This is a genomic window from Bacteroides faecichinchillae JCM 17102 (genome assembly GCF_000614145.1).
GTDB lineage: Bacteria > Bacteroidota > Bacteroidia > Bacteroidales > Bacteroidaceae > Bacteroides > Bacteroides faecichinchillae.
In genome coordinates, this window is record NZ_BAKK01000001.1 from 151,221 (window position 1) to 172,100 (window position 20,880).

The 20,880-nt window shown below is 36.8% G+C and carries 12 protein-coding genes, 6 tRNA genes and 3 pseudogenes; 13 read left to right on the forward strand and 8 right to left on the reverse strand.

What is annotated here, in order from left to right:
- Positions 1-108: 108 nt before the first annotated feature.
- Entirely contained in the window at positions 109-663 is a 555-nt protein-coding gene (locus JCM17102_RS00600) for an NAD(P)H-dependent oxidoreductase (RefSeq protein WP_025073572.1), read from the reverse strand.
- 457 nt (positions 664-1,120) lie between these two features.
- Here JCM17102_RS00600 and nspC point away from each other — a divergent pair, with 457 nt between their 5' ends.
- The 10 genes and pseudogenes from nspC to JCM17102_RS25580 all read left to right on the forward strand — a co-directional run bounded on the left by nspC (position 1,121) and on the right by JCM17102_RS25580 (position 7,963).
- Complete coding sequence (nspC, locus tag JCM17102_RS00605) at positions 1,121-2,260, forward strand: carboxynorspermidine decarboxylase (RefSeq protein ID WP_025073573.1); 1,140 nt, start codon at positions 1,121-1,123, stop codon at positions 2,258-2,260.
- A 119-nt stretch (positions 2,261-2,379) separates the two neighbouring features.
- Positions 2,380-2,452, forward strand: a tRNA-Gly gene (locus JCM17102_RS00610).
- Positions 2,453-2,486: 34 nt separating this feature from the next.
- A tRNA-Leu gene (locus JCM17102_RS00615) sits at positions 2,487-2,568 on the forward strand.
- A 21-nt stretch (positions 2,569-2,589) separates the two neighbouring features.
- Positions 2,590-2,673, forward strand: a tRNA-Leu gene (locus tag JCM17102_RS00620).
- 19 nt (positions 2,674-2,692) lie between these two features.
- A tRNA-Gly gene (locus tag JCM17102_RS00625) sits at positions 2,693-2,765 on the forward strand.
- A gap of 32 nt (positions 2,766-2,797) precedes the next feature.
- Positions 2,798-2,882, forward strand: a tRNA-Leu gene (locus JCM17102_RS00630).
- Between the two features lie 40 nt (positions 2,883-2,922).
- Positions 2,923-2,995, forward strand: a tRNA-Gly gene (locus JCM17102_RS00635).
- Positions 2,996-3,345: 350 nt separating this feature from the next.
- The gene (locus JCM17102_RS00640) at positions 3,346-4,296 is read left to right on the forward strand and encodes a tyrosine-type DNA invertase cluster 3b (RefSeq protein ID WP_025073574.1); all 951 of its coding nucleotides are present in this window, start codon (positions 3,346-3,348) and stop codon (positions 4,294-4,296) included.
- A 468-nt stretch (positions 4,297-4,764) separates the two neighbouring features.
- Positions 4,765-5,551, forward strand: a pseudogene (locus JCM17102_RS25575) (polysaccharide biosynthesis/export family protein).
- A gap of 7 nt (positions 5,552-5,558) precedes the next feature.
- Positions 5,559-7,963 (forward strand): annotated as a pseudogene (locus tag JCM17102_RS25580) (GumC family protein).
- 38 nt (positions 7,964-8,001) lie between these two features.
- Here JCM17102_RS25580 and JCM17102_RS21245 read toward each other — a convergent pair.
- The 3 genes and pseudogenes from JCM17102_RS21245 to JCM17102_RS00665 all read right to left on the reverse strand — a co-directional run.
- Positions 8,002-8,121, reverse strand: a pseudogene (locus tag JCM17102_RS21245) (thiol reductase thioredoxin); the annotation flags it as partial.
- 719 nt (positions 8,122-8,840) lie between these two features.
- Complete coding sequence (locus tag JCM17102_RS00660) at positions 8,841-10,505, reverse strand: long-chain fatty acid--CoA ligase (protein ID WP_025073575.1); 1,665 nt, start codon at positions 10,503-10,505, stop codon at positions 8,841-8,843.
- A gap of 216 nt (positions 10,506-10,721) precedes the next feature.
- Positions 10,722-12,188 (reverse strand): potassium/proton antiporter, encoded by a 1,467-nt coding sequence (locus JCM17102_RS00665; protein WP_025073576.1) that lies wholly within the window; start codon positions 12,186-12,188, stop codon positions 10,722-10,724.
- Positions 12,189-12,355: 167 nt separating this feature from the next.
- Between JCM17102_RS00665 and JCM17102_RS00670 the strand changes: the two genes are divergently transcribed.
- Positions 12,356-13,540 carry a uracil-xanthine permease family protein gene (locus tag JCM17102_RS00670; protein WP_025073577.1) on the forward strand — a complete coding sequence of 395 codons (1,185 nt, stop codon included), beginning with the start codon at positions 12,356-12,358 and terminating at the stop codon, positions 13,538-13,540.
- 237 nt (positions 13,541-13,777) lie between these two features.
- On the opposite strand, the gene JCM17102_RS00675 is transcribed toward JCM17102_RS00670, so the two are convergent.
- The 3 genes from JCM17102_RS00675 to JCM17102_RS00685 form a co-directional block, all read right to left on the reverse strand.
- Positions 13,778-14,581 carry a hypothetical protein gene (locus JCM17102_RS00675; RefSeq protein ID WP_025073578.1) on the reverse strand — a complete coding sequence of 268 codons (804 nt, stop codon included), beginning with the start codon at positions 14,579-14,581 and terminating at the stop codon, positions 13,778-13,780.
- The gene (locus JCM17102_RS00680) at positions 14,562-15,365 is read right to left on the reverse strand and encodes a metallophosphoesterase family protein (protein WP_025073579.1); all 804 of its coding nucleotides are present in this window, start codon (positions 15,363-15,365) and stop codon (positions 14,562-14,564) included. The genes JCM17102_RS00675 and JCM17102_RS00680 overlap by 20 nt, the downstream gene beginning before the upstream one ends.
- Before the next feature lie 331 nt (positions 15,366-15,696).
- Positions 15,697-17,049 carry an MATE family efflux transporter gene (locus tag JCM17102_RS00685; RefSeq protein WP_025073580.1) on the reverse strand — a complete coding sequence of 451 codons (1,353 nt, stop codon included), beginning with the start codon at positions 17,047-17,049 and terminating at the stop codon, positions 15,697-15,699.
- A gap of 154 nt (positions 17,050-17,203) precedes the next feature.
- Here JCM17102_RS00685 and JCM17102_RS00690 point away from each other — a divergent pair, with 154 nt between their 5' ends.
- Positions 17,204-17,845, forward strand: a complete 642-nt coding sequence (locus JCM17102_RS00690; protein ID WP_025073581.1) for an HAD family hydrolase — start codon at positions 17,204-17,206, stop codon at positions 17,843-17,845.
- Here JCM17102_RS00690 and JCM17102_RS00695 read toward each other — a convergent pair.
- Complete coding sequence (locus JCM17102_RS00695; protein WP_025073582.1) at positions 17,838-19,892, reverse strand: TlpA family protein disulfide reductase; 2,055 nt, start codon at positions 19,890-19,892, stop codon at positions 17,838-17,840. The genes JCM17102_RS00690 and JCM17102_RS00695 overlap by 8 nt on opposite strands.
- 162 nt (positions 19,893-20,054) lie before the next feature.
- Between JCM17102_RS00695 and panB the strand changes: the two genes are divergently transcribed.
- Entirely contained in the window at positions 20,055-20,876 is an 822-nt protein-coding gene (panB, locus tag JCM17102_RS00700) for a 3-methyl-2-oxobutanoate hydroxymethyltransferase (RefSeq protein ID WP_025073583.1), read from the forward strand.
- The last annotated feature ends 4 nt before the right edge of the window (positions 20,877-20,880 follow it).

The following is a 20,880-nucleotide window of genomic DNA, read 5'->3' on the forward strand; positions in this document are numbered from 1 at the left end:
TAATGTAAGTCTTCTTACAATATATGTAACTATGTGTAACTTTTTAATAGAGCTATTTCTATAATTGGCAAGATGATCATGAAATCTTGTTTGAACCATATTATGAATTTACCAATTATTTCCGGCATTGCTACTACCGATAAGTATTTTTATCCGTTGTTTATATAAATTGGCGCCTTCGGCAATATTCTTGCCTGCATCTACTGTTCCCATTCCGTAAATAACAATAGGTGTTTGCCATGACATTCCCGAATGAATAGCACTCACTTGATAAGGGCGTAAAAGTTCATCTGTGGTGAAGCGGTTTCTTCCACCACTTCGATATGCTTCGTATTCAGAGCCTGTTGTTGTTACTACTGTCAGTGGCTTTCCAGCTACTGCAGGAGTTTTAGATAAGAAAGTGAAAACTTCGTCTTGCCATTTTTTCAGCAAAGAGGGAGCAGACATCCAATAGAATGGAAACTGGTAGATGACAGCAGAAGCTTCAGAAATAATTTTGCTCCATTCGTCTACATTAAAACTTGGCTCCTGCATATCGTAGAGATTAAATATAGCTACGCCTTCGATGTCTTTAACTGCATCAAGTAATGCTTTATTAGCCTGCGATTCTCTGAAGTTTGGATGCGCCAGGAGAATTACTACTTTTCTTAAATCTTTATTCATATTCATTTCGGAATTTAGGATAAAACAATTTTGCTTATAGATATAAGGTCAAAAATAAGAAAAAGTTTTCAGAATTTTATATCTTAATAAAAAATAAGTAATCTCATTTATTAAAGTTTTAACAGTTGTCAGACCGTATTATGCTACCATATTTAGGAATAATTATTTCTTTTATGATCGAGCAAAGAATGTTGTATTGTCGGAAAACAATGTAAATATTTGAAAGAGGGAGGGACTTTACTGGTAATTTATTGTTTAAAGAAATAACATAAAAGTTTTTATCTCTTTGTTTGTTCTTGATTATAAATAATTATGAGCTATTTTGATTTTAATGTGAAGTAATGAGGTGAAACTTGAATATTTTATTTTTTTATCGGTATTAACCTTAAAATGAAAAAGTGTTGTATTTTTGCAGACACGTTAGAATTGAACGTTTTTATTTAGATAAGAATTATATATGATAGATTTTACCCAATTTCCTTCTCCTTGTTATATCATGGAAGAAGAACTACTCAGAAAGAATTTAAGTTTGATCAAAAATGTGGCTGACAGGGCAGGAGTGGAGATTATTCTGGCTTTTAAGTCATTTGCCATGTGGCGTTCTTTTCCTATATTTCGTGAATATATTGATCATTCTACGGCAAGTTCTGTTTATGAAGCTCGTTTAGCATTCGAGGAATTTGGGAGCAAGGCACATACTTATTCTCCGGCATATACAGAACAGGATTTTCCGGAAATAATGCGTTGCAGCAGTCATATCACATTTAATTCTTTGTCACAATTTCAACGTTTTTATCCGATGATAGTAGCAGAGAAGAATGACATTTCATGTGGTATACGTGTTAATCCCGAATATTCGGAAGTAGAAACGGAACTTTATAATCCTTGTGCACCCGGTACTCGTTTCGGGATTACTGCTGATTTACTACCTGAGATTTTACCGAAAGGTATTGAAGGCTTTCATTGCCACTGCCATTGTGAATCTTCTTCCTTTGAGTTAGAACGTACCTTGCAACACCTGGAAGAAAAATTTGCTCGTTGGTTTCCCCAATTAAAGTGGTTAAACCTAGGTGGCGGTCATCTAATGACTCGTAAAGATTATGATACAACACACCTGATAAAACTGTTACAAGGGTTAAAAGCACGTTATCCTCATTTACAAATTATCCTTGAACCGGGTTCGGCTTTTACTTGGCAGACAGGAGTACTGACTTCTGAAGTCGTGGATATTGTAGAGAGTCGTGGAATTAAAACTGCTATCTTAAATGTTAGTTTTACTTGTCATATGCCCGATTGTCTGGAAATGCCATATCAGCCGGCTGTTCGTGGTGCGGAAATGGGAAATGAAGGGAAGTATATCTACCGCCTTGGTGGAAACTCCTGTTTGAGTGGGGATTATATGGGACTTTGGAGTTTCGATCATGAGTTGCAGATTGGTGAACAAATTGTGTTTGAAGATATGATTCATTATACGATGGTGAAGACAAATATGTTTAACGGTATCCATCACCCAGCTATAGCTCTTTGGACGAAAGAAGGGAAGGCTGAAATATACAAGCAATTTTCTTACGAAGATTATCGTAATAGAATGAGTTGATAATCAAAACGATTGTTTTGTGGTAGGTATAGAGTGGAATATATTACTGTGAAAAAAGTAAGCAGAATGTTTGCAGGTTTACGGAATTTGTCTACCTTTGCAACCGCAAACGAAAAAATGCGGAAATAGCTCAGTTGGTAGAGCATAACCTTGCCAAGGTTAGGGTCGCGAGTTCGAGTCTCGTTTTCCGCTCATGTTTTCTTTGAAGTGTTGGAAATAAATCTTTGCCCAGGTGGCGGAATTGGTAGACGCGCACGTTTCAGGTGCGTGTGTCGAGAGGCATGCAGGTTCGAGTCCTGTTCTGGGCACAGAATTTTAACTTTAATTCTGGAGAGGTGGCGGAATTGGTAGACGCGCTACTTTGAGGGGGTAGTGACAGTTATGTCGTGGGAGTTCGAGTCTCCTTCTCTTCACAGGTAATTAAAGGGTTTTGCGGAAATAGCTCAGTTGGTAGAGCATAACCTTGCCAAGGTTAGGGTCGCGAGTTCGAGTCTCGTTTTCCGCTCTTATTTCTTTGAAATATTGTAACTAAGTTTTGCCCAGGTGGCGGAATTGGTAGACGCGCACGTTTCAGGTGCGTGTGTCGCGAGGCATGCAGGTTCGAGTCCTGTTCTGGGCACCACTCATTCAGATCGCTGAAGAAGAAAAAAGAAATTTAGTTTGCGGAAATAGCTCAGTTGGTAGAGCATAACCTTGCCAAGGTTAGGGTCGCGAGTTCGAGTCTCGTTTTCCGCTCATATAAGTCCTAGGTTGTCAATTACTGCTATTGGCAACCTTTTTTATTTATGTAATGAGTCTTATTTATTGACAACTATGCTTTTTAATGAGTATGATTCTCATTATAATATATCAACTTTTTGAGAAATCTGATTTAGGTATTATGATATAGGGAAAAGTAATATTAACCCTCTTGCAATTGTTAGAAAAATAATTTACTGCGTTATTTGATTCTTACTATATAGATTCGTTTTTTCTGTTTTCTTTCTTCTTTATTATTTCTTATTTTTTTGTGTTATGTAATATGTGTTAAAAGCCGGAAGCGAATTAAATTTGTTTTTGGCATGAATTGTATCATATAAAAAGTAATGCAAATGAAAAATAGAAATGGATTTAGTCAATGTGCTGAGCAGTACATTGCACGTTTACGGAAAGAAGGCCGTTATTCAACAGCGCATGTATACAAGAATGCGCTTTATTCTTTCACTAGTTTTTGCGGTACTATACATGTATCGTTTAATCAGATAACTCGGGAGTGTCTGCGACATTACGGACAACATCTTTATGGATGTGGATTGAAACCTAATACAATTTCTACGTATATGCGGATGCTTCGTAGTATTTATAATCGAGGAGTAGAAGCGGGAAATGCTCCTTATATTCCTCGTTTATTTCGTGATGTGTATACTGGAGTGGATGTACGTCAGAAAAAAGCTCTGCCTGTTGGAGAGCTCCATAAGTTACTTTATGAAGATCCCGGTTCAGAGCAACTACGGCGTACACAGGCGATTGCTGCTCTGATGTTTCAGTTTTGTGGGATGCCATTTGTAGATTTTGCCTATATGGAGAAGTCTGCTTTACAACAGAATGTGCTGCACTATAATCGTGTGAAAACTCGGACACCGATGAGTATAGAAGTTTTGGATACAGCAAAAGAACTTATAAACCAACTTCGTAGCAAACATATTCCATTGCCTGGATACCCTGATTATCTGTTTAATGTATTGAGTGGGAATAAAAAGAGAAAAGAAGAAAGTGCATATCGTGAATATCAATCGGCTCTTCGTCTATTCAATAATCGTCTAAAAGGACTTGCCAGAGCTTTGCACTTAAGCTCTTTAGTTACTTCTTATACGCTTCGCCATTCGTGGGCGACTACTGCAAAGTATCGGGGAGTGCCTATTGAAATGATCAGCGAATCATTAGGGCATACATCGATCAAAACAACGCAAATCTATTTGAAAGGCTTTGGATTAAAAGAACGAACAGAAGTAAATCGGTTGAATTTATATTACGTTAAGAGAGGTGTGATAAACTAATTTGTGAAAGTTAAAAACCTGAAAATCAATATTAAAGTATGTTTGTTACTTCTTAGGTAACGGAATTAAATCTGCCGCAAAGATATACAAAAATATAAATAACCAGCAAATTTTTATCTGTTTTTTTCTTTATCTCAGTGATTTAGGATAAAAAAATGTCTGAGCATGAAATTATCTTATCTTCATACTCTATAATTTATGTGCTTTATTTTTTAATAAGTATTCCTTTCACTAAAGATAAATACTCTTCTAACATTGTATTTGTCGATGTTTTTCTTTTTTTCATTTGATATGGTTTTGCTTTTGTGTATTCCGTTACCTAAGAAGTAACGGACAAGTATGGGGTAAAAAATATGATTTCGAGGGAATAGAAATCAATGAATGGTGGGGTATTGATAGAATAGGGGAGTAGGTTGCACTTTTGTAACCTTAACGGGCTGTGTTTAATTGTTTAATAATGATGAGTTAATGAAAGTATGGGTATGTATGTGCTCTGTCACATTATTGTTGATGTCTTGCCAATCGTATAAGAATGTGCCTTATCTGAAAGATGCAGAAGAGGTATGTCAAAGGACACAACAGGAGAAACTTTATGATGCTAAAATTATGCCAAAAGACTTGCTGACAATTGTAGTGTCGTGTACAAGTCCGGAATTGGCTGCTCCTTTTAATCTGACTGTAGCCACTGGTAGTAATGTCACTTTGAATTATACAACAACACAGCCCGTTTTACAACAGTATCTGGTTGATAACGATGGGAAAATCAATTTTCCTGTGCTAGGAGAATTATCCGTAGGAGGATTGACAAAGAAACAGACAGAGCAATTGGTAGTGGAAAAACTAAAACCCTATTTAACGGAAACTCCTATTGTTACTGTACGTATGGTGAACTATAAAATTTCAGTAATTGGTGAGGTGGCACATCCCGGTACATTTATTATTTCGAATGAAAAAAGTGAATCTTTTGGAAGCATTGGCAATGGCAGGAGATATGACAGTGTACGGACTTCGTAATGATATCAAATTAATTCGTGAAAATGCTATAGGCAAGCAAGAGATAGTATCTTTGGATTTGAATAATGCAGAAACGATTTTCTCTCCTTATTATTATCTGCAACAAAATGATATTGTCTATGTGACGCCAAATAAAGCTAAGGCGCGGAATGCCGATATTGGGAGTAGTACAAGTTTATGGTTTTCGGCAACTTCCATTTTAATCTCTCTTGCCAGCTTGTTATTTAATATTTTAAAATAGATATATAATGAAAGAGAATTCATACGGGGAGGTAAACGTTGTGAATGAAGAAGAAATTGATCTTCGGGAATTAATCTTTAGTTATTTGTCTTATTGGCCATGGATTATTACATCTGTATTTCTTTGTTTTGTGGGTGCCTGGTTGTATTTATACTTCACTCCTCCGGTTTATCGTGTTTCTGGCTCTATTATTATTAAGGATGAAAAAAGGAAGGGAATGTGGGAACTGCTATCGGGTTGGAGAATCTAGGATTGGGCGGTATGATTACAGCTTCGCAAAATATGGACAATGAGATGGAAGTATTGTGCTCCAAGTCATTACTTAAAAAAGTGGTGAATGATTTGGAACTATATATAACTTATAAAAATGAGGATGAATTTCCAGCAAAGGAGCTGTATAAATCTTCTCCTGTTATAGTTAGTTTGACTCCACAAGAGGCTGATAAACTGTCGGAAAGTGTGCTTATTGATATGAAGTTTTCACCAGTGGACGGTTTAGAAGTCAAGGTGAATGTTGGAGATAGTTTATATAGTTGTAATTTTAATCAGTTGCCGGCAGTATTACCTACAGATGTCGGAACTTTTGGTTTTATGATAAATGATTCCTTTCAGGCAGGAGAGAGAAAAGAAGTCTCTCATGTCAGTGCAGTGATCTCTCAACCGATGAAAGTGGCTAAGGGATATCTTAATGCTTTGACTATAAAACCAACATCCAAAACAACTTCTGTTGCTATTATTTCTTTGGAAAATACTAATTCCCGGCGTGGACGTGATTTTATCAATAAATTATTGGAGATGTATAATCAGAATGCTAATAATGACAAAAATGAAGTTGCAGAGAAAACGCGTGATTTTATCAATACCCGAATAGAGATTATTAATAAGGAACTTGGAAATACTGAAGAAAAGCTGGAAACGTTCAAGCGAAATGCCGGATTGACAAATATAAGTAGTGATGCAGAATTAGCTTTGGAAGGTAATGCGGAATATGAGAAGAAACGCGTAGCAAACGGAACACAAATTAATTTGATACACGACTTAGTTACCTATATCAATGACTCTTCTAATGAGTTTGAGGTGCTTCCAGGGAATATTGGTTTATCGGATGGTGGTCTTTCAACACAAATCGACCGTTATAATGAGTTGATTCTTGAACGTAAGCGGCTTTTGAATACTTCTACAGAAAATAATCCTGCGATTATTAATTTGACTGCAAGTATTCAGGCAATGAAAACGAATGTACGGGCGACTATGAATGGAGTTCTGCAAGGGTTGCTTATAACAAAAGCTGATTTGGATCGTGAAGCTAAACGCTTTTCGCGTCGTATTAGTGATGCTCCCGGACAGGAACGTCAATATGTGAGTATTACCCGTCAACAAGAGATTAAAGCGGGACTTTATTTAATGCTTTTGCAAAAACGGGAAGAAAATGCTATAACATTGGCTGCTACTGCCAATAATGCTAAAATAATTGATGAACCGATTGCGGATGATGTTCCTGTTTCTCCCAGACGGCTAATTATTTACTTAATTGCATTGATACTAGGAATGGGAGTACCGGCAGCAGCTATTTTCTTGATAAGATTGTTTAAATTCAAGATTGAGGATCGGACTGATGTAGAGAAGTTGACTAAAATCCCTATTGTTGGAAGTATTCCTCTGGCAGATGAGAAACAGGAAAAGCAAGGTTCGATAGTTGTATTTGAGAATCAAAACAACCTGATGAGTGAGGCTTTCCGTAATATCCGGACAAAACTTCAGTTTATGATTCATGATGGTGGAAAAGTGATAATGGTAACTTCGACCATTAGTGATGAAGGGAAATCGTTTGTTGCTTCCAATCTTGCTATTAGCCTTTCATTAATGGGTAAGAGAGTGGTAATTGTTGGACTTGATCTTCGTAAGCCGGGATTGAATAAAGTGTTCAGCATTTTGCCTCAAAAAAGTGGAATCACTCAATATCTGGCAAATCCGGCTACTACAGAGTTGGTGGACTTGATACAACCTTCAGGAATAAATTCTGATCTGTATGTTCTTCCAGGTGGAACCATTCCTCCTAATCCTACGGAATTACTGGCTCGTGATACTTTGGATAAAGCTATTCAAGTGTTGAAAGAACGTTTTGATTATGTGATTCTTGATACAGCTCCGATAGGTATGGTAACTGATACATTGGTAATAGGTCGTGTTGCTGATTTATCTGTGTATGTGTGTCGTTCTGGGTATACACGTAAAGGGGAATATATGCTAATTAATGAACTGGCGGAAAGTGGAAAGTTGCCGGAATTGTGCACAATTATTAATGGGGAAGATTTGTCTAAACGGAAATATGGATATTACGGCTACGGTAAGTATGGTGGTAAATATGGTTATGGAAAGGGTTATGGTTATGGACAGAATGTAAGTAAATAGAGTTAATAGTTCGATAATACTCTGCAATATCCACATCAAGGAGCATGAAAATTTACGAGACAAGGTTTATTACTTTTGAAATCCCACTGATCAGGATAAGCCTGATAATCAGCTACTCTCTCGACAAAACTTTTTTTGGTCAAATCTGTTATTTTCATATTTTTCTTTTATTTATAGTGACAATACTTCCTTTCTGTACTTATCTAATAAAATTCTAATTTGGAATGAGAGTCTTAGAATGGTTTTGACCCTTTTTCTACCTTATCTCGTTTCGGACAAGTAAAAAGAATGGAAGAGAATGATATTGGTCAGGGGAATTGTCTTGATGAGGAAAGGAGAGAATCATTGAATTAGGATATGCTTCTGAAAAATGTACCGATTGTACCGTTCTATGATTGTAGCGGTTGTTATTACTTTAGCCTTATTATTCGCATTTATCTGTTTGTGTGCATAACGGGTATTTCCTCATGTAATAATCATATAAAACATTTTATCGTTTCTCTTTGTCAAATTATAAAATAAATTATATATGAACTCACATAATAGAACCAGTATTTGGTATGATTAAAAAAATAGATTATTTTTCTTTATTTGCAAGAATAGCTATTGGTCTGAGTTTTTATCGGCTGTTGCAGGTCGAATTGGATTATGGACCCTTATTGGGGGAAGTGAAGATGTAGGCTCTTTTTAGTGGAATCCTATTATTAACTTTTGCTTTTTCAATGCTACTCTTTACGAGTTTTAAGGCTCCATTAGATTATAGTGTGTTTACAGCCGCAGCTTGTTCTTTCTTACTTTATAAAAACAGTAAATAAAAAACTTCCCATAGATTGAATTCAATCAATGGGAAGTTTTTGTTAATCATTAAGATGTTTTTCTATCCCTTAGCCTCCTGATACATGAATCGTTTGATTGATTTCTTTGCTGTTTTTTCAAACTCTTCAAAGTGTATTTTAATTTTGCTGATTTGGCAGTAACCAGGAAGTTGCTGGTTCAACTCTGTACGATTGGTTTCCATCATTTTTTCAACGTCCGTTTGCTGTAATCCATGTGCAAAAGCATCGTCGAAATCCGGATAAATAAGTGCCACCAGTTTATCATGTTGCAAGACGATCAGTGATTCTGATATATACGGCATATTGTTTAGCTTACTTTCTATTTCTTCCGGATAGATATTTTGTCCACTGGAAGTCAGTAGCATATTTTTGCTACGTCCACGAACTGTTACATATCCATCTTCATCAATTGTTGCAAGATCGCCAGTATGAAGCCATCCATGAGTATCTATTATTTGAGAGGTAGCTTCTGGATTCTTATAATAACCTAACATAAGGTTCATACCTTTGCAAACAATTTCTCCTGCGTGAGTTTTGGGATCCGGTGAATCAATACGTATTTCCATTCGACTGGTTGCTTTTCCGCAGGAAGCCAGTTTTAAAGTATCCCAGCGACTAGAACAAATGATCGGACCACATTCGGTCATACCGTATGCAATGGTATAGGGGAATCCTATTTTTTTGAGAAAGGCTTCTACTTCTGCATTAAAAGGTGCACCACCGATAATGATTTCATCAAAGTTACCTCCAAAGATTTCCATGGCGGCTTGGCGTGCTGCCGCTTTTATTTTATCATTTATAATAGGAACTCTCAGCAAAAGTTTGCCTATTTTACTATCAACTTTCGGAAGAATCTCTTTTTTGATAATCTTCTCGACAATTAATGGTACGCAGGAAATAATCCTTGGTTTTATTTCAGCGAAAGATTGTGCAATAATCTTTGGAGACGGCATACGTGTTAGGAAGTAGATATGGGCACCTGCTGAGAACCCATACAAGAAGTCATATACCATACCGAATACATGTCCCATAGGTAGCGTGGATACAATGTGATCACCGGGTTTTACAGGAAGCATTTCATAACAGTAGGTTACGTTAGACCATAGACTACGATAGGGTAGCATTACACCTTTAGAATAACCTGTGGTTCCGGAAGTATAGTTGATGACGGCAAGCTCTTCTGGTCGATCTTTTCGGTAACAAATATGTTCTTGACGGAAACATTTTGGATAACGTTCTCCGTAAATGGCGTTACGATGTTCGAAAGCATAACTCAGTTTTTCGTTGCGTGATACCAATGGAGAAAAATCGGTAAGTGATGCAATACCCTCTAATAGAGGCATGAGGTCTTCATTTAAATTTTCCCACACTTGGTTGCCAACAAAAAGCAGTTTAGCTTCGGAGTGATTGACAATATTATGAATATTGTCTGCCTTAAATTCATGCAGAATAGGAACGATTACGGCTCCATATGTAATGGTTGCAAGAAAAGCAACACCCCAATGGGCACTGTTACGTCCGCAGACGGCTATCTTATCACCCGGCTGAATACCCGCACTTTCGAGTACAATATGAAATTTGGCTATCTTACGTGCTACATCTTTATATTGTAGAGTGATTCCTTTGTAGTCTGTCAGGGCGTTTCTATCCCAATTCTTGATTATACCTTGTTCAATATAATCAATGAACTGTTGTTCTTGTTCCATGTCGAATTTTTGCACATTTGGTTTTAAACTGCGCAAAAAATAATATTTCATTAACATAAACTGAATTTTAAATCTAAGTTTTACGGTTAATTAACGAGGGAGATTGGTGGTATCTTTAATTGCGGACAGGTGAAAGAAAATTAGCTATTAGCATAATAATATATGCTAATAGCTAAACTATTTTTGCTAATACCTTATGGAATACTCTTTCATACGTTATTCTGACGTAATAGCTTCTTCTTTTTGTTTTTCGGAAATAAGTAGCAGCTTATCTCCTTTATGCAATTTCAGTGTTCCGTTCGGAATCAAAAATTCATCTCCACGTTTTACGATCATTACCAATGTGCCTTTAGGTAAGTTCATATCCTTTAAAGTATCTGCTTCTTCCAGCATTTTTTCTGTGACAGTCATATCACTAAGATCCGAGTCTATTTCTTCGGGAAGTTCTACTCCGAAGTCATTGCCCGTTTTAGGAAGTGGTTCGGAGAGGTGCAACAAACGGGCTACCGAAGAAACTGTTGTTCCCTGAATAATCAGTGAAACGATGGTGATGAAAAACACTATATTGAAAATGATATTTGAACCTTCTACACCTGCAACTACCGGATAGGTGGCGAAAATAATAGGAACTGCTCCGCGCAATCCTACCCATGAAACGAATAGGCGAGATTTCATTGTGATCTTCTTAAAGGGTAATAAGCATAAAAATACACTTAAAGGGCGGCCGATGACGATCATGAAGATTCCGATCAACAATGCTACAACAGCTACTTCCAACATTTCATGTGGATTGACAAGCAGTCCCAAGCAAAGGAACATGATAATCTGAAACAACCAAGTGAGCCCGTCCATAAAAGTGTAAATCTCTTTACGGTGCATGATTTTGTTGTTTCCTACCATGATACCGGCAATGTATACGGCAAGATAACCGTTACCTTTCAGTAAATCTGTGATAGAAAAAGTAAAGAATATGAATGCAAGCAATAGGATAGGATATAAAGCTTGGTTATCGATATTGAGTTTATTCAGCATACGTATGGCCAGTTTGCCAAGTAAGTATCCTGCAGCTGCACCTATGATGAATTGGATGGCAAAAGAGAAGATAATGGAGCCTACTCCCATACCTGCCGATTGGATAAATTGTATCAATACAATGGTCAGCATATATGCCATCGGATCATTACTACCACTTTCAAGTTCTAGCATGGGACGAAGATTATGTTTCAAGTTCATCTTCTGTGAGCGTAGTATAGCGAATACTGATGCGGAGTCGGTTGATGACATGGTGGAAGCTAATAGCAGGGAAGTAGTGATAGGCAGGTAAATGTTTGTCCAGCTCATACCGGAAAGCCACCATATAAATAGTCCGGTAAATAGAGCTGTGAGCAGAACTCCGACTGTGGAAAGAACAATACCGGGAACTAGTATAGGCTTGATTTCTCTGAATTTCGTATCCATACCTCCAGAGAATAGGATGATACTTAATGCAACCATACCAATAAATTGTGCTTCCTTCGCATTATGAAACTGGAGTCCGAGTCCGTCGCTACCAAATAGCATACCTACTACAAGAAATAGTAATAAAGCAGGTACTCCGAAACGGTATCCGGTTTTTCCAACTACGATACTGACGAAAAGTAAGATAGAGCCAACAAGTAAGATGTTTTCTGCTGTAAAAATCATAGACTATACTGATAAAAGTTATATAAATCTTAAATTAGTGTTCACTGTGCGAAGTTACACATTATTTAAAACAAATAAAAGTCCTGTTTGGATGTATTTTTCGAGGAAAAGGTAGTTAAATTGTTTGAAAGCATTAATTTTGTACCCAATTAATCTACATCGTACTTATGGATTCTAACAATCTTACTCCTTTGCGGAAGGGTGTGGTAGGAGTACAATTCTTATTTGTGGCTTTTGGAGCTACGGTACTTGTGCCATTATTGGTGGGACTTGACCCTTCGACAGCTTTATTTACTGCTGGTATCGGTACACTTATTTTTCATGCGGTTACTAAGGGAAAAGTTCCTATATTTTTAGGAAGTAGCTTTGCATTTATTGCTCCCATCATTAAGGCCACGGAACTTTATGGGTTACCTGGTACTTTATCGGGAATGGTAGGTGTGGCTCTGGTTTATTTCTTGATGAGTGCGCTTGTCAAATGGCAGGGAGTTAGGGTGATAGAGAAGTTATTTCCTCCGGTAGTGATCGGACCTGTCATTATATTGATTGGATTGTCACTGGCTGGAACGGGTGTCAATATGGCAAAAGAAAACTGGGGGTTGGCTTTGCTTTCGTTAATAACAGCAGTTGTTGTATCTATGAAGGCAAAAGGGTTGTTGAAACTGATTCCTATCTTTTGTGGAATTGCAGTAGGTTATATTGCTGCTTGGCTTTTTTATGATCTAGACTTGTCAGGAGTGAGAGAGGCTGCTTGGATTGGCTTACCGCAATTTGTTTTTCCGGAATTTTCTTGGGAACCTGTTTTATTCATGATTCCGGTAGCTATTGCACCTGTGATTGAGCATATTGGGGATGTCTATGTAGTTAATACTGTTACTGGAAGAGATTTTGTGAAAGATCCCGGGTTACACCGGACTTTATTAGGAGATGGTCTGGCTTGTCTTGGAGCTGGTTTGGTGGGTGGTCCTCCTGTGACCACTTATTCGGAAGTTACAGGAGCAATGTCACTGATGAAGATTACCAATCCGCAAGTGATCCGTATTGCTGCGATTTCCGCTATTATATTCTCCGTGATAGGAAAGATCAGTGCATTACTGAAATCGATTCCAAGTGCTGTTTTGGGAGGTATTATGTTGTTGCTTTTCGGAACGATAGCTTGTGCGGGTATTGCTAATTTAATAAATAATTGTATCGACATGAGTCGTACTAGGAATATTATCATTGTTTCTTTGACTCTGACTGTTGGAATCGGAGGAGCTGTTTTTACTTGGGGAGAATTTTCGTTGTCTGGTATAGGTTTGGCTGCTTTAGTGGGGGTATTACTTAATCAGATTTTACCCCATGATAATTGATGATAATTCATATAAAAAGGATGATTTAATTGTAAGAGTTGAAATATTTAGGAACAGATTGCACAAAGCTTATCAATGGAAGAGCTTGATTATTTGAATTATCTGTCCCTAAATATTATACCGGAGGAATCTTAAAGTGAACTTTTAAAGTTATTTCTCTAGGTTTTGGATTACACTTTATTTTGCAATATCTTCTTTAAATGTACATGAAATTTTCAGAATTTTACGCATAATATCTTATAACCACTGAAACTTTAAACCAAAAGACAAACTCAGGTAATCTCGTGGACGCAGATAGTTGTTGGTGACAGCACTAATCAGATACAGGTCACATGTGCTTAGCTCATAAAAGAAAGTCACAGACTTTGCTAGGAATCGACGTCGAGGATCGATTTCGTAAGTTAGCCGTTGTCCTAGATAAATATGGATACGTACTTTGCTTGAGAATCCGTAATAACCTTTTGGATAACGATCAGGCTCGTGTACCCAGAATTGATCACCGAATACCGTATTCAAATAGAGTCCGCAGGATAAAGGCTCAGTAGAGAATCCTTTTCCTAAATCCAAGCTCCAAGGCATGTAATTTTGTTTCAGCGTCATTGTAATCTTTGCCTTTTTCGACGAATATTTTGGTAGAAATCCGAGTAGCAGATCCGTTTCCCATTGATTATGCTTTCCGTAGTCCCAACCCGTTCCGAAAGATAGCAATCCCATGTTTCCCGCAAATTGTATCTTTGAATGAGTAGGAATGATGCGCTCCCAATTCTTACGCATACGGTGTACTCGTTTGTCATAACGGGTATGCACTATACTTTCTTTTGTGTTCGAAATTACCGAGTCAGCCTGAAGAATCGTAAATAGAGAATCACCAGTGTGGTAAGCAATGACGGAATCGGATTTGATAACTATCCGTACAGAATCGGGCTTATAATTTTTGATAATAGTGTCTGTCCTGCAAATAGCTGATACCAGACAGGGAATAATCAGGAGAATACTTAGTACTCCTGCACGAAGTATATATTTAGAATTCGACCAATTCATATTCATATTTTTCCGGGGTTATAGTAAATACGATATAGCTGCGATGTTTCATACAGTCACTTATGATGTAGTGCATTCCATCATCAAAAAAAACTTTGTCTCCAAAACCATGATCGTGGGCAGCAGTACAAAACTGTATGCCCGGATACTGAAGAATGTAATGTTCAAATACCTTCCCTACATTATCATTAAAAACATCTGCGAAGGGAGGAGCGTGCATACTTACTACAGTCTTTTCGAACTCATCTTTCCGGTTTGTCAGTTCATTTTCCATGAATGTGAAATCGGGGATAGGTTCGGAATAATCGTATTCCAATGCATTTGTGTTGAGACAGATAAATTTCACGTTTCCTGCAATAAAAGAGAAATTGGATGGACCGAATACTTTTTTATATGTCTCTGCCCCTGTACCTAAACAATCATGATTACCCATCAATACAACATAAGGAACCTTTAATTTATTCATGATATCCCTCTGCCAGAGAAATTCTTTAGTAAGACCGAAATCACTTATGTCTCCACCATGAATGACGAAGTCGATATCATCCCGTTTGTTGATTTCATTAACGAAATCTTCTGTTTCGTCGTACCAGCGTTGTGAATCTCCCATTGTGATAAAACGCAGTGTAGTTTTGCTTTTGCAATTTGTTTCTATCTGCTCAATATTATGAGCATTGACAGCCGTTTCACCACTGATACGTACATCGTATGGGTGGTAATCTATCATATCGCAACCTGCGAGTATCAGGCATGATAACAATGTGTATAAACCTCTTCTTAACATAAATATTTGTATTGGAAAACTTGATGCAAATGTAGAGTTTTCTATTTGGAAAGGCAATGCCTTATGATAATTAGGGGACACAATGAACAATAAATAAGAGAATTTGAACAGTAAATGAGAGATTCGAAAGAGGTTTCTGTCGTAGATATATGTTTTTACTATTATTTAATCTAGGTACGAAAATGATTCTTCTTCAATTTTGTTGAAGATTAATTCAAGTAAAAACAGAAAGACATAACGGAACAAAAATAAATAGTTCATTAGAATCTAGTTTATAGATGTTCGCTTCTGTTTAATTGAAGCGTAATTGCTAATGCTGTTTAGAAGGTACTTATTGTTGCACCTGTTTGGATACTTTTTTTATATAGATCATCAGACTGATAACTGCCGTTGTGAAAGCTAATGCATCTGATACAGGCATACTAATCCAGATACCTTTTAACCCCCACCAATTGGGGAATAGTAGCAAGCATGGCAATAGATAAAGCAATTGTCTAGTCAATGAAAGGAAAATACTGATTTTCGCTTTGCCAATACTTTGGAAGAAGTTACCAATAACAATTTGTGCTCCAACAAATGGGAACATCAATACAGTTAGACGTAATCCTCCTACGGCAAGATCGATCAATTCGTCATTGTCGGTGAAGAGTACTGATACGGCATGAGGAAATAATTCGCAAATCAAGAAACCACTGCTCGTGATAACTACGCCGGAAATGATCCCTAGTCGTAACGTTTGTTTTACGCGATCAATTTTCTGTGCTCCGAAGTTATAACCTATAATTGGTTGCATCCCCATTGTAAGTCCTAATACAATCATCACATAGAGAGTCAATAATCGATTGATAATACCATAAGCACCAATAGCCATGTCTCCTCCATATTCCTGAAGACTGTTATTGATTATGATAACAATTGCACACGCACATACATTCATCAGGAACGGTGACATGCCGATAGCGAAGATACTGTCTACAATCCGCTTTTTCATCTTCCAGATTTTACCTTCGAAATGCACTGTGTTCTCTTTATTAATAAAATGACTTACCACCCATACCATTCCGATAAACTGTGAGATAACTGTTGCTGTTGCCGCTCCACGCATACCCCATTCGAATTGGAAAATAAAGATAGGAGCAAAGATGATATTAGATACTACTGTTACCATGGAGGTCAGCATTGCTTTTTTCGGATATCCGGTGGCACGCATCACATTGTTCAAACCGATCATGGTATAGGTAATAGGAGTTCCTAGTAGGATAACTTGCATAAAGCTGCGAGCATAAGGTAATGTATCGCTACTTGCTCCGAAGAAAACCAAGATATCATCCAGAAAGATGAACGATAATATACCGAAGAAAACAGAATTTGTGATGCAAAGCATTAGGGTATGAGATAGTATTTCCGTAGCTCCTTTCAGATCTTTTTGTCCCAACCGGATAGAAGCGATTGTAGAACCACCAGCAGAAACTAACGTGCAAAAAGCGACGACAAGATTCATCAAAGGGAAACTGACTGCTAATCCGGCAATAGCCATTGGACCTACACCATGCCCTATAAAGATACTGTCGATAATGTTATAGATAGAGGTAATTGTCATTCCGATAATAGCTGGAATAGAATATTGTAACAACAATTTCCCGATATGTTCCTTCCCTAATATGTGTGGGTCGTTTTTACTCATGTGCAAGTACGAATTTTGTTGGATGAAAACGTGGGTTACGTTTTTTTAAGTGGGGCAAAGTTACGAATAATTTGTCTGATTCGATGATTATTCGGAACTTTGCACACTCAATACACAAGGTTTAACGTTTTAGGTAGAAAGAAAGTTTGGAGATATGGATGCAACAAAAAATATAGCAGTACTTTTTGATTTTGATGGAGTGATCATGGATACAGAAACTCAGTACACTGTTTTCTGGAATGAACAAGGGCGCAAATATCTAGGACAAGAAGATTTTGGCCGTAATATCAAGGGGCAGACATTACTTCAAATCTATGAAAAATATTTCTCCGATAAGCAGGAAGCTCAACGGCAGATTAATTTAGATCTCAACGTTTTTGAGAAAAATATGTCCTACGAATATATTCCCGGAGTAGAAGCTTTTATGGCGGATCTTCGTAGTCATGGAGTAAAAATAGCAGTAGTGACTAGTTCTAATGAAGAGAAGATGCAAAACGTTTACAATGCCCATCCTGAATTTAAAGGAATGGTTGATCGTATTTTGACCGGAGAGATGTTTGCTCGCTCAAAACCTGCTCCCGACTGTTTTCTTTTAGGTATGGAAATCTTTCATATTTCACCGGAACATACTTATGTTTTTGAAGACTCTTTCCATGGATTGCAAGCGGGAAATACTTCGGGTGCTACTGTTATTGGTCTGGCCACTACTAATTCTCGTGAAGCGATTGCCGGAAAGGCAAAATATATAATAGATGATTTTGCTGAAATGACTTATGAAAAACTGTTGACTATTTAGTCAGCAGTTCATTGATTCTGTTTATTAACTCCTGTTTCTGACTAGGTCTTGGAGCATGTCTATCTACTATATTTCCTTCTTTATCAAGTAATATGAAAGTAGGGAAAGAATTAATAGAAAGAGATTTTTCCAGTAATTCTTGTTGTTCGTCAGGAAGATTAAAGTGGACTACATTAGTACCTGTCAGATGATACTCTTTAATAATATTCTTCCAGGAATCTTCCGTAGAATGATTAGCTAGATACATGAAGATCACCTCTTTGTCTTTCAGCGCTTCTTTGATGTCGGGGGTATACTTCATCTCTGCCTTGCATGGAGAGCACCATGTACCCCAAAAATCCATATAAATGACCTTACCTTTATATGGAGCAATAATCTGTTTTAATAACTCGTTTGCATCCGATATATTTTTTAGACCATCATTTCTTTTAAGACTTTCTGCGTTTTCCAACTCTTGTTTGGCAAGGTGCATATATGCTTCTTGCTGTTTTAGTACTATCCCCCGAAGACTTTCATTACTTACGAGACTTTTGAAATAATCAATAGTAGGATCTTTGAAGGCTGTTTTTATATAGTGCAGATATCCGGAAAATGCCTTGGTAACTATCAGTTCTTTTAATATAGGAGAAGTAGCAATTGTGTCAAAACAGGTGAATCCTTCTTGTATTTGCATTAATTCCATTATTTCACCATTCATTGATTCATATTTTTTACAGAGTTCTATAACATTCTTCTCTTGTAAAAGTTGTTTGCCCCTTTCGAAAGCTTCTTTATATGGTTTAGTGACTGTTTCTATTTCTATTGAGTCTATGCCAAAATATTCTCCCAAATTCTTTTCTGACATGACGTGTTCATATGCAAATAAATCATTTTTTTGCTGGGTTGTCAGTTTATATTCACCTTTTCTATTAGCATATTTGATGATCATAGTTGTATCTGAGAACCAATTGGAATTCATGGTATCATTGTAATATCCCAAATAATCAGTTAGAAATCCATTTCCATATATAGTATATGGTTGGGGAAGCTGATGATACAGTTGATCTACATATGCCATATATTCAGAATTGAAAAACTCTTTATTGAAATTGAGACGTAATACGAATCGTCTCTGCATTAGGGAACTTGCATGTAACATGAATTCGTTGTTATGTTTAATCAATTTAAACTTATCTGATAGTTGTGGATGTCGAGATATGTATTTTTCCACTATCTCCATTCTTTTATTATATATTTTTTGTTGTTCAATCAAATACACGTTATGGTCCATTTTCGCATCATAACGAAGAGTATATTTATATAATTCATTTGTAGAAGGATCTCTTTGATAGTTAATTAGTTCCTGATTGAGACGTCCGTTCTGTCCCATAATGCGAGTATCATTATTGGCATTATTGTAGAATAGAAGAATAGTATCACCGGGTTCTGCTATGGTGTGTATAGATAATTTGCGACTCTCGTTATTTATAAATAAGGAATTAGTATTGATGATGGGTATAATGATATGAAACCGTCCGGAAGAATCAATTTTAATCTTATAGATATCCTCATTTTCATTAATGAAATTAGGAATAGTAATTTTTACAGAAGAATTTTCAGATGCATTTCTTATATATCCGATAACTGTGACAGAATCCTGATGATATCCATTATCAATAAATGTATCATGATTTTCTATTGTGAAATCAGGTGCTGAAGAATAACGTATATATTTCCTTTTTTCCTTTTGCATAGATGAGGTAATTGTACAGATACTATCTGCCTTACTATCAAAAGTAAGATTTAACTTTAAAATATCTTGTCCTTTTTTTAGTATAATTTCTGCTTTGCTCTTTTTAAACTTTAGTGATTGGTATTCCCAGAAATCATTATCATATATTGCGAACCTTTCAAAGAATCCATAACGCCATTCTTTGCTTTCCGAGTTATTCCAGCACCCGATTAAATGTTTCATTTCAGAGGTTTCCAAAGTTAATGTATTTCTCTGTGCTATTGTATTGCTGGTCAGGATAAAAACGCAGATCAGCATATTAATAATGTATTTCATATATCGTATTTATAACTTTAGCAAATATAGGATAAATATTTAACATATATCTTGGTATACACGATTTATTGTCTTTTCTTTCTCTGTTATGAAAGAAATGTTATAACTTTGCCGCGTTTTTATTAGAGTAAATCCTATTTAATAACTTTAAAATTAGAAAAAATGGCTGGTTATATATCAGATGACACAAGAAAAGTGACGACTCATCGCCTGGTAGAAATGAAACAAAGAGGTGAAAAGATTTCAATGCTTACTTCGTATGATTACACAATGGCACAGATTGTAGATGGAGCAGGAATGGATGTAATTCTAGTAGGCGATTCAGCTTCTAATGTGATGGCTGGTAATGTAACCACTTTACCTATCACTCTTGATCAGATGATTTATCATGCGAAGTCTGTAGTACGTGGTGTGAAACGTGCTATGGTAGTAGTTGATATGCCATTTGGATCTTATCAAGGTAATGAGATGGGTGGTTTGGCTTCTGCTATCCGTATCATGAAAGAAAGCCATGCTGATGCTTTGAAACTGGAAGGTGGAGAAGAAATCATTGATACAGTAAAACGTATTATTAGTGCTGGTATTCCTGTGATGGGGCATTTGGGACTGATGCCTCAATCTATCAATAAATACGGAACTTATACAGTACGTGCAAAGGATGATAGTGAAGCGGAAAAGCTGATTAGTGATGCTCATTTGCTTGAAGAAGCCGGTTGCTTTGCCATTGTTTTGGAGAAGATACCCGCTGTTTTGGCTGCTCGTGTTGCTTCTGAACTGACTATTCCTATTATTGGCATCGGTGCCGGTGGTGATGTAGACGGTCAGGTACTTGTTATTCAGGATATGCTGGGAATGAATAACGGTTTCCGCCCTCGTTTCTTACGTCGTTATGCAGACTTGTTTACAGTGATGACTGATGCAATCAGTCACTATATTTCTGACGTTAAGAATTGCGACTTCCCTAATGAGAAGGAACAATATTAAGATA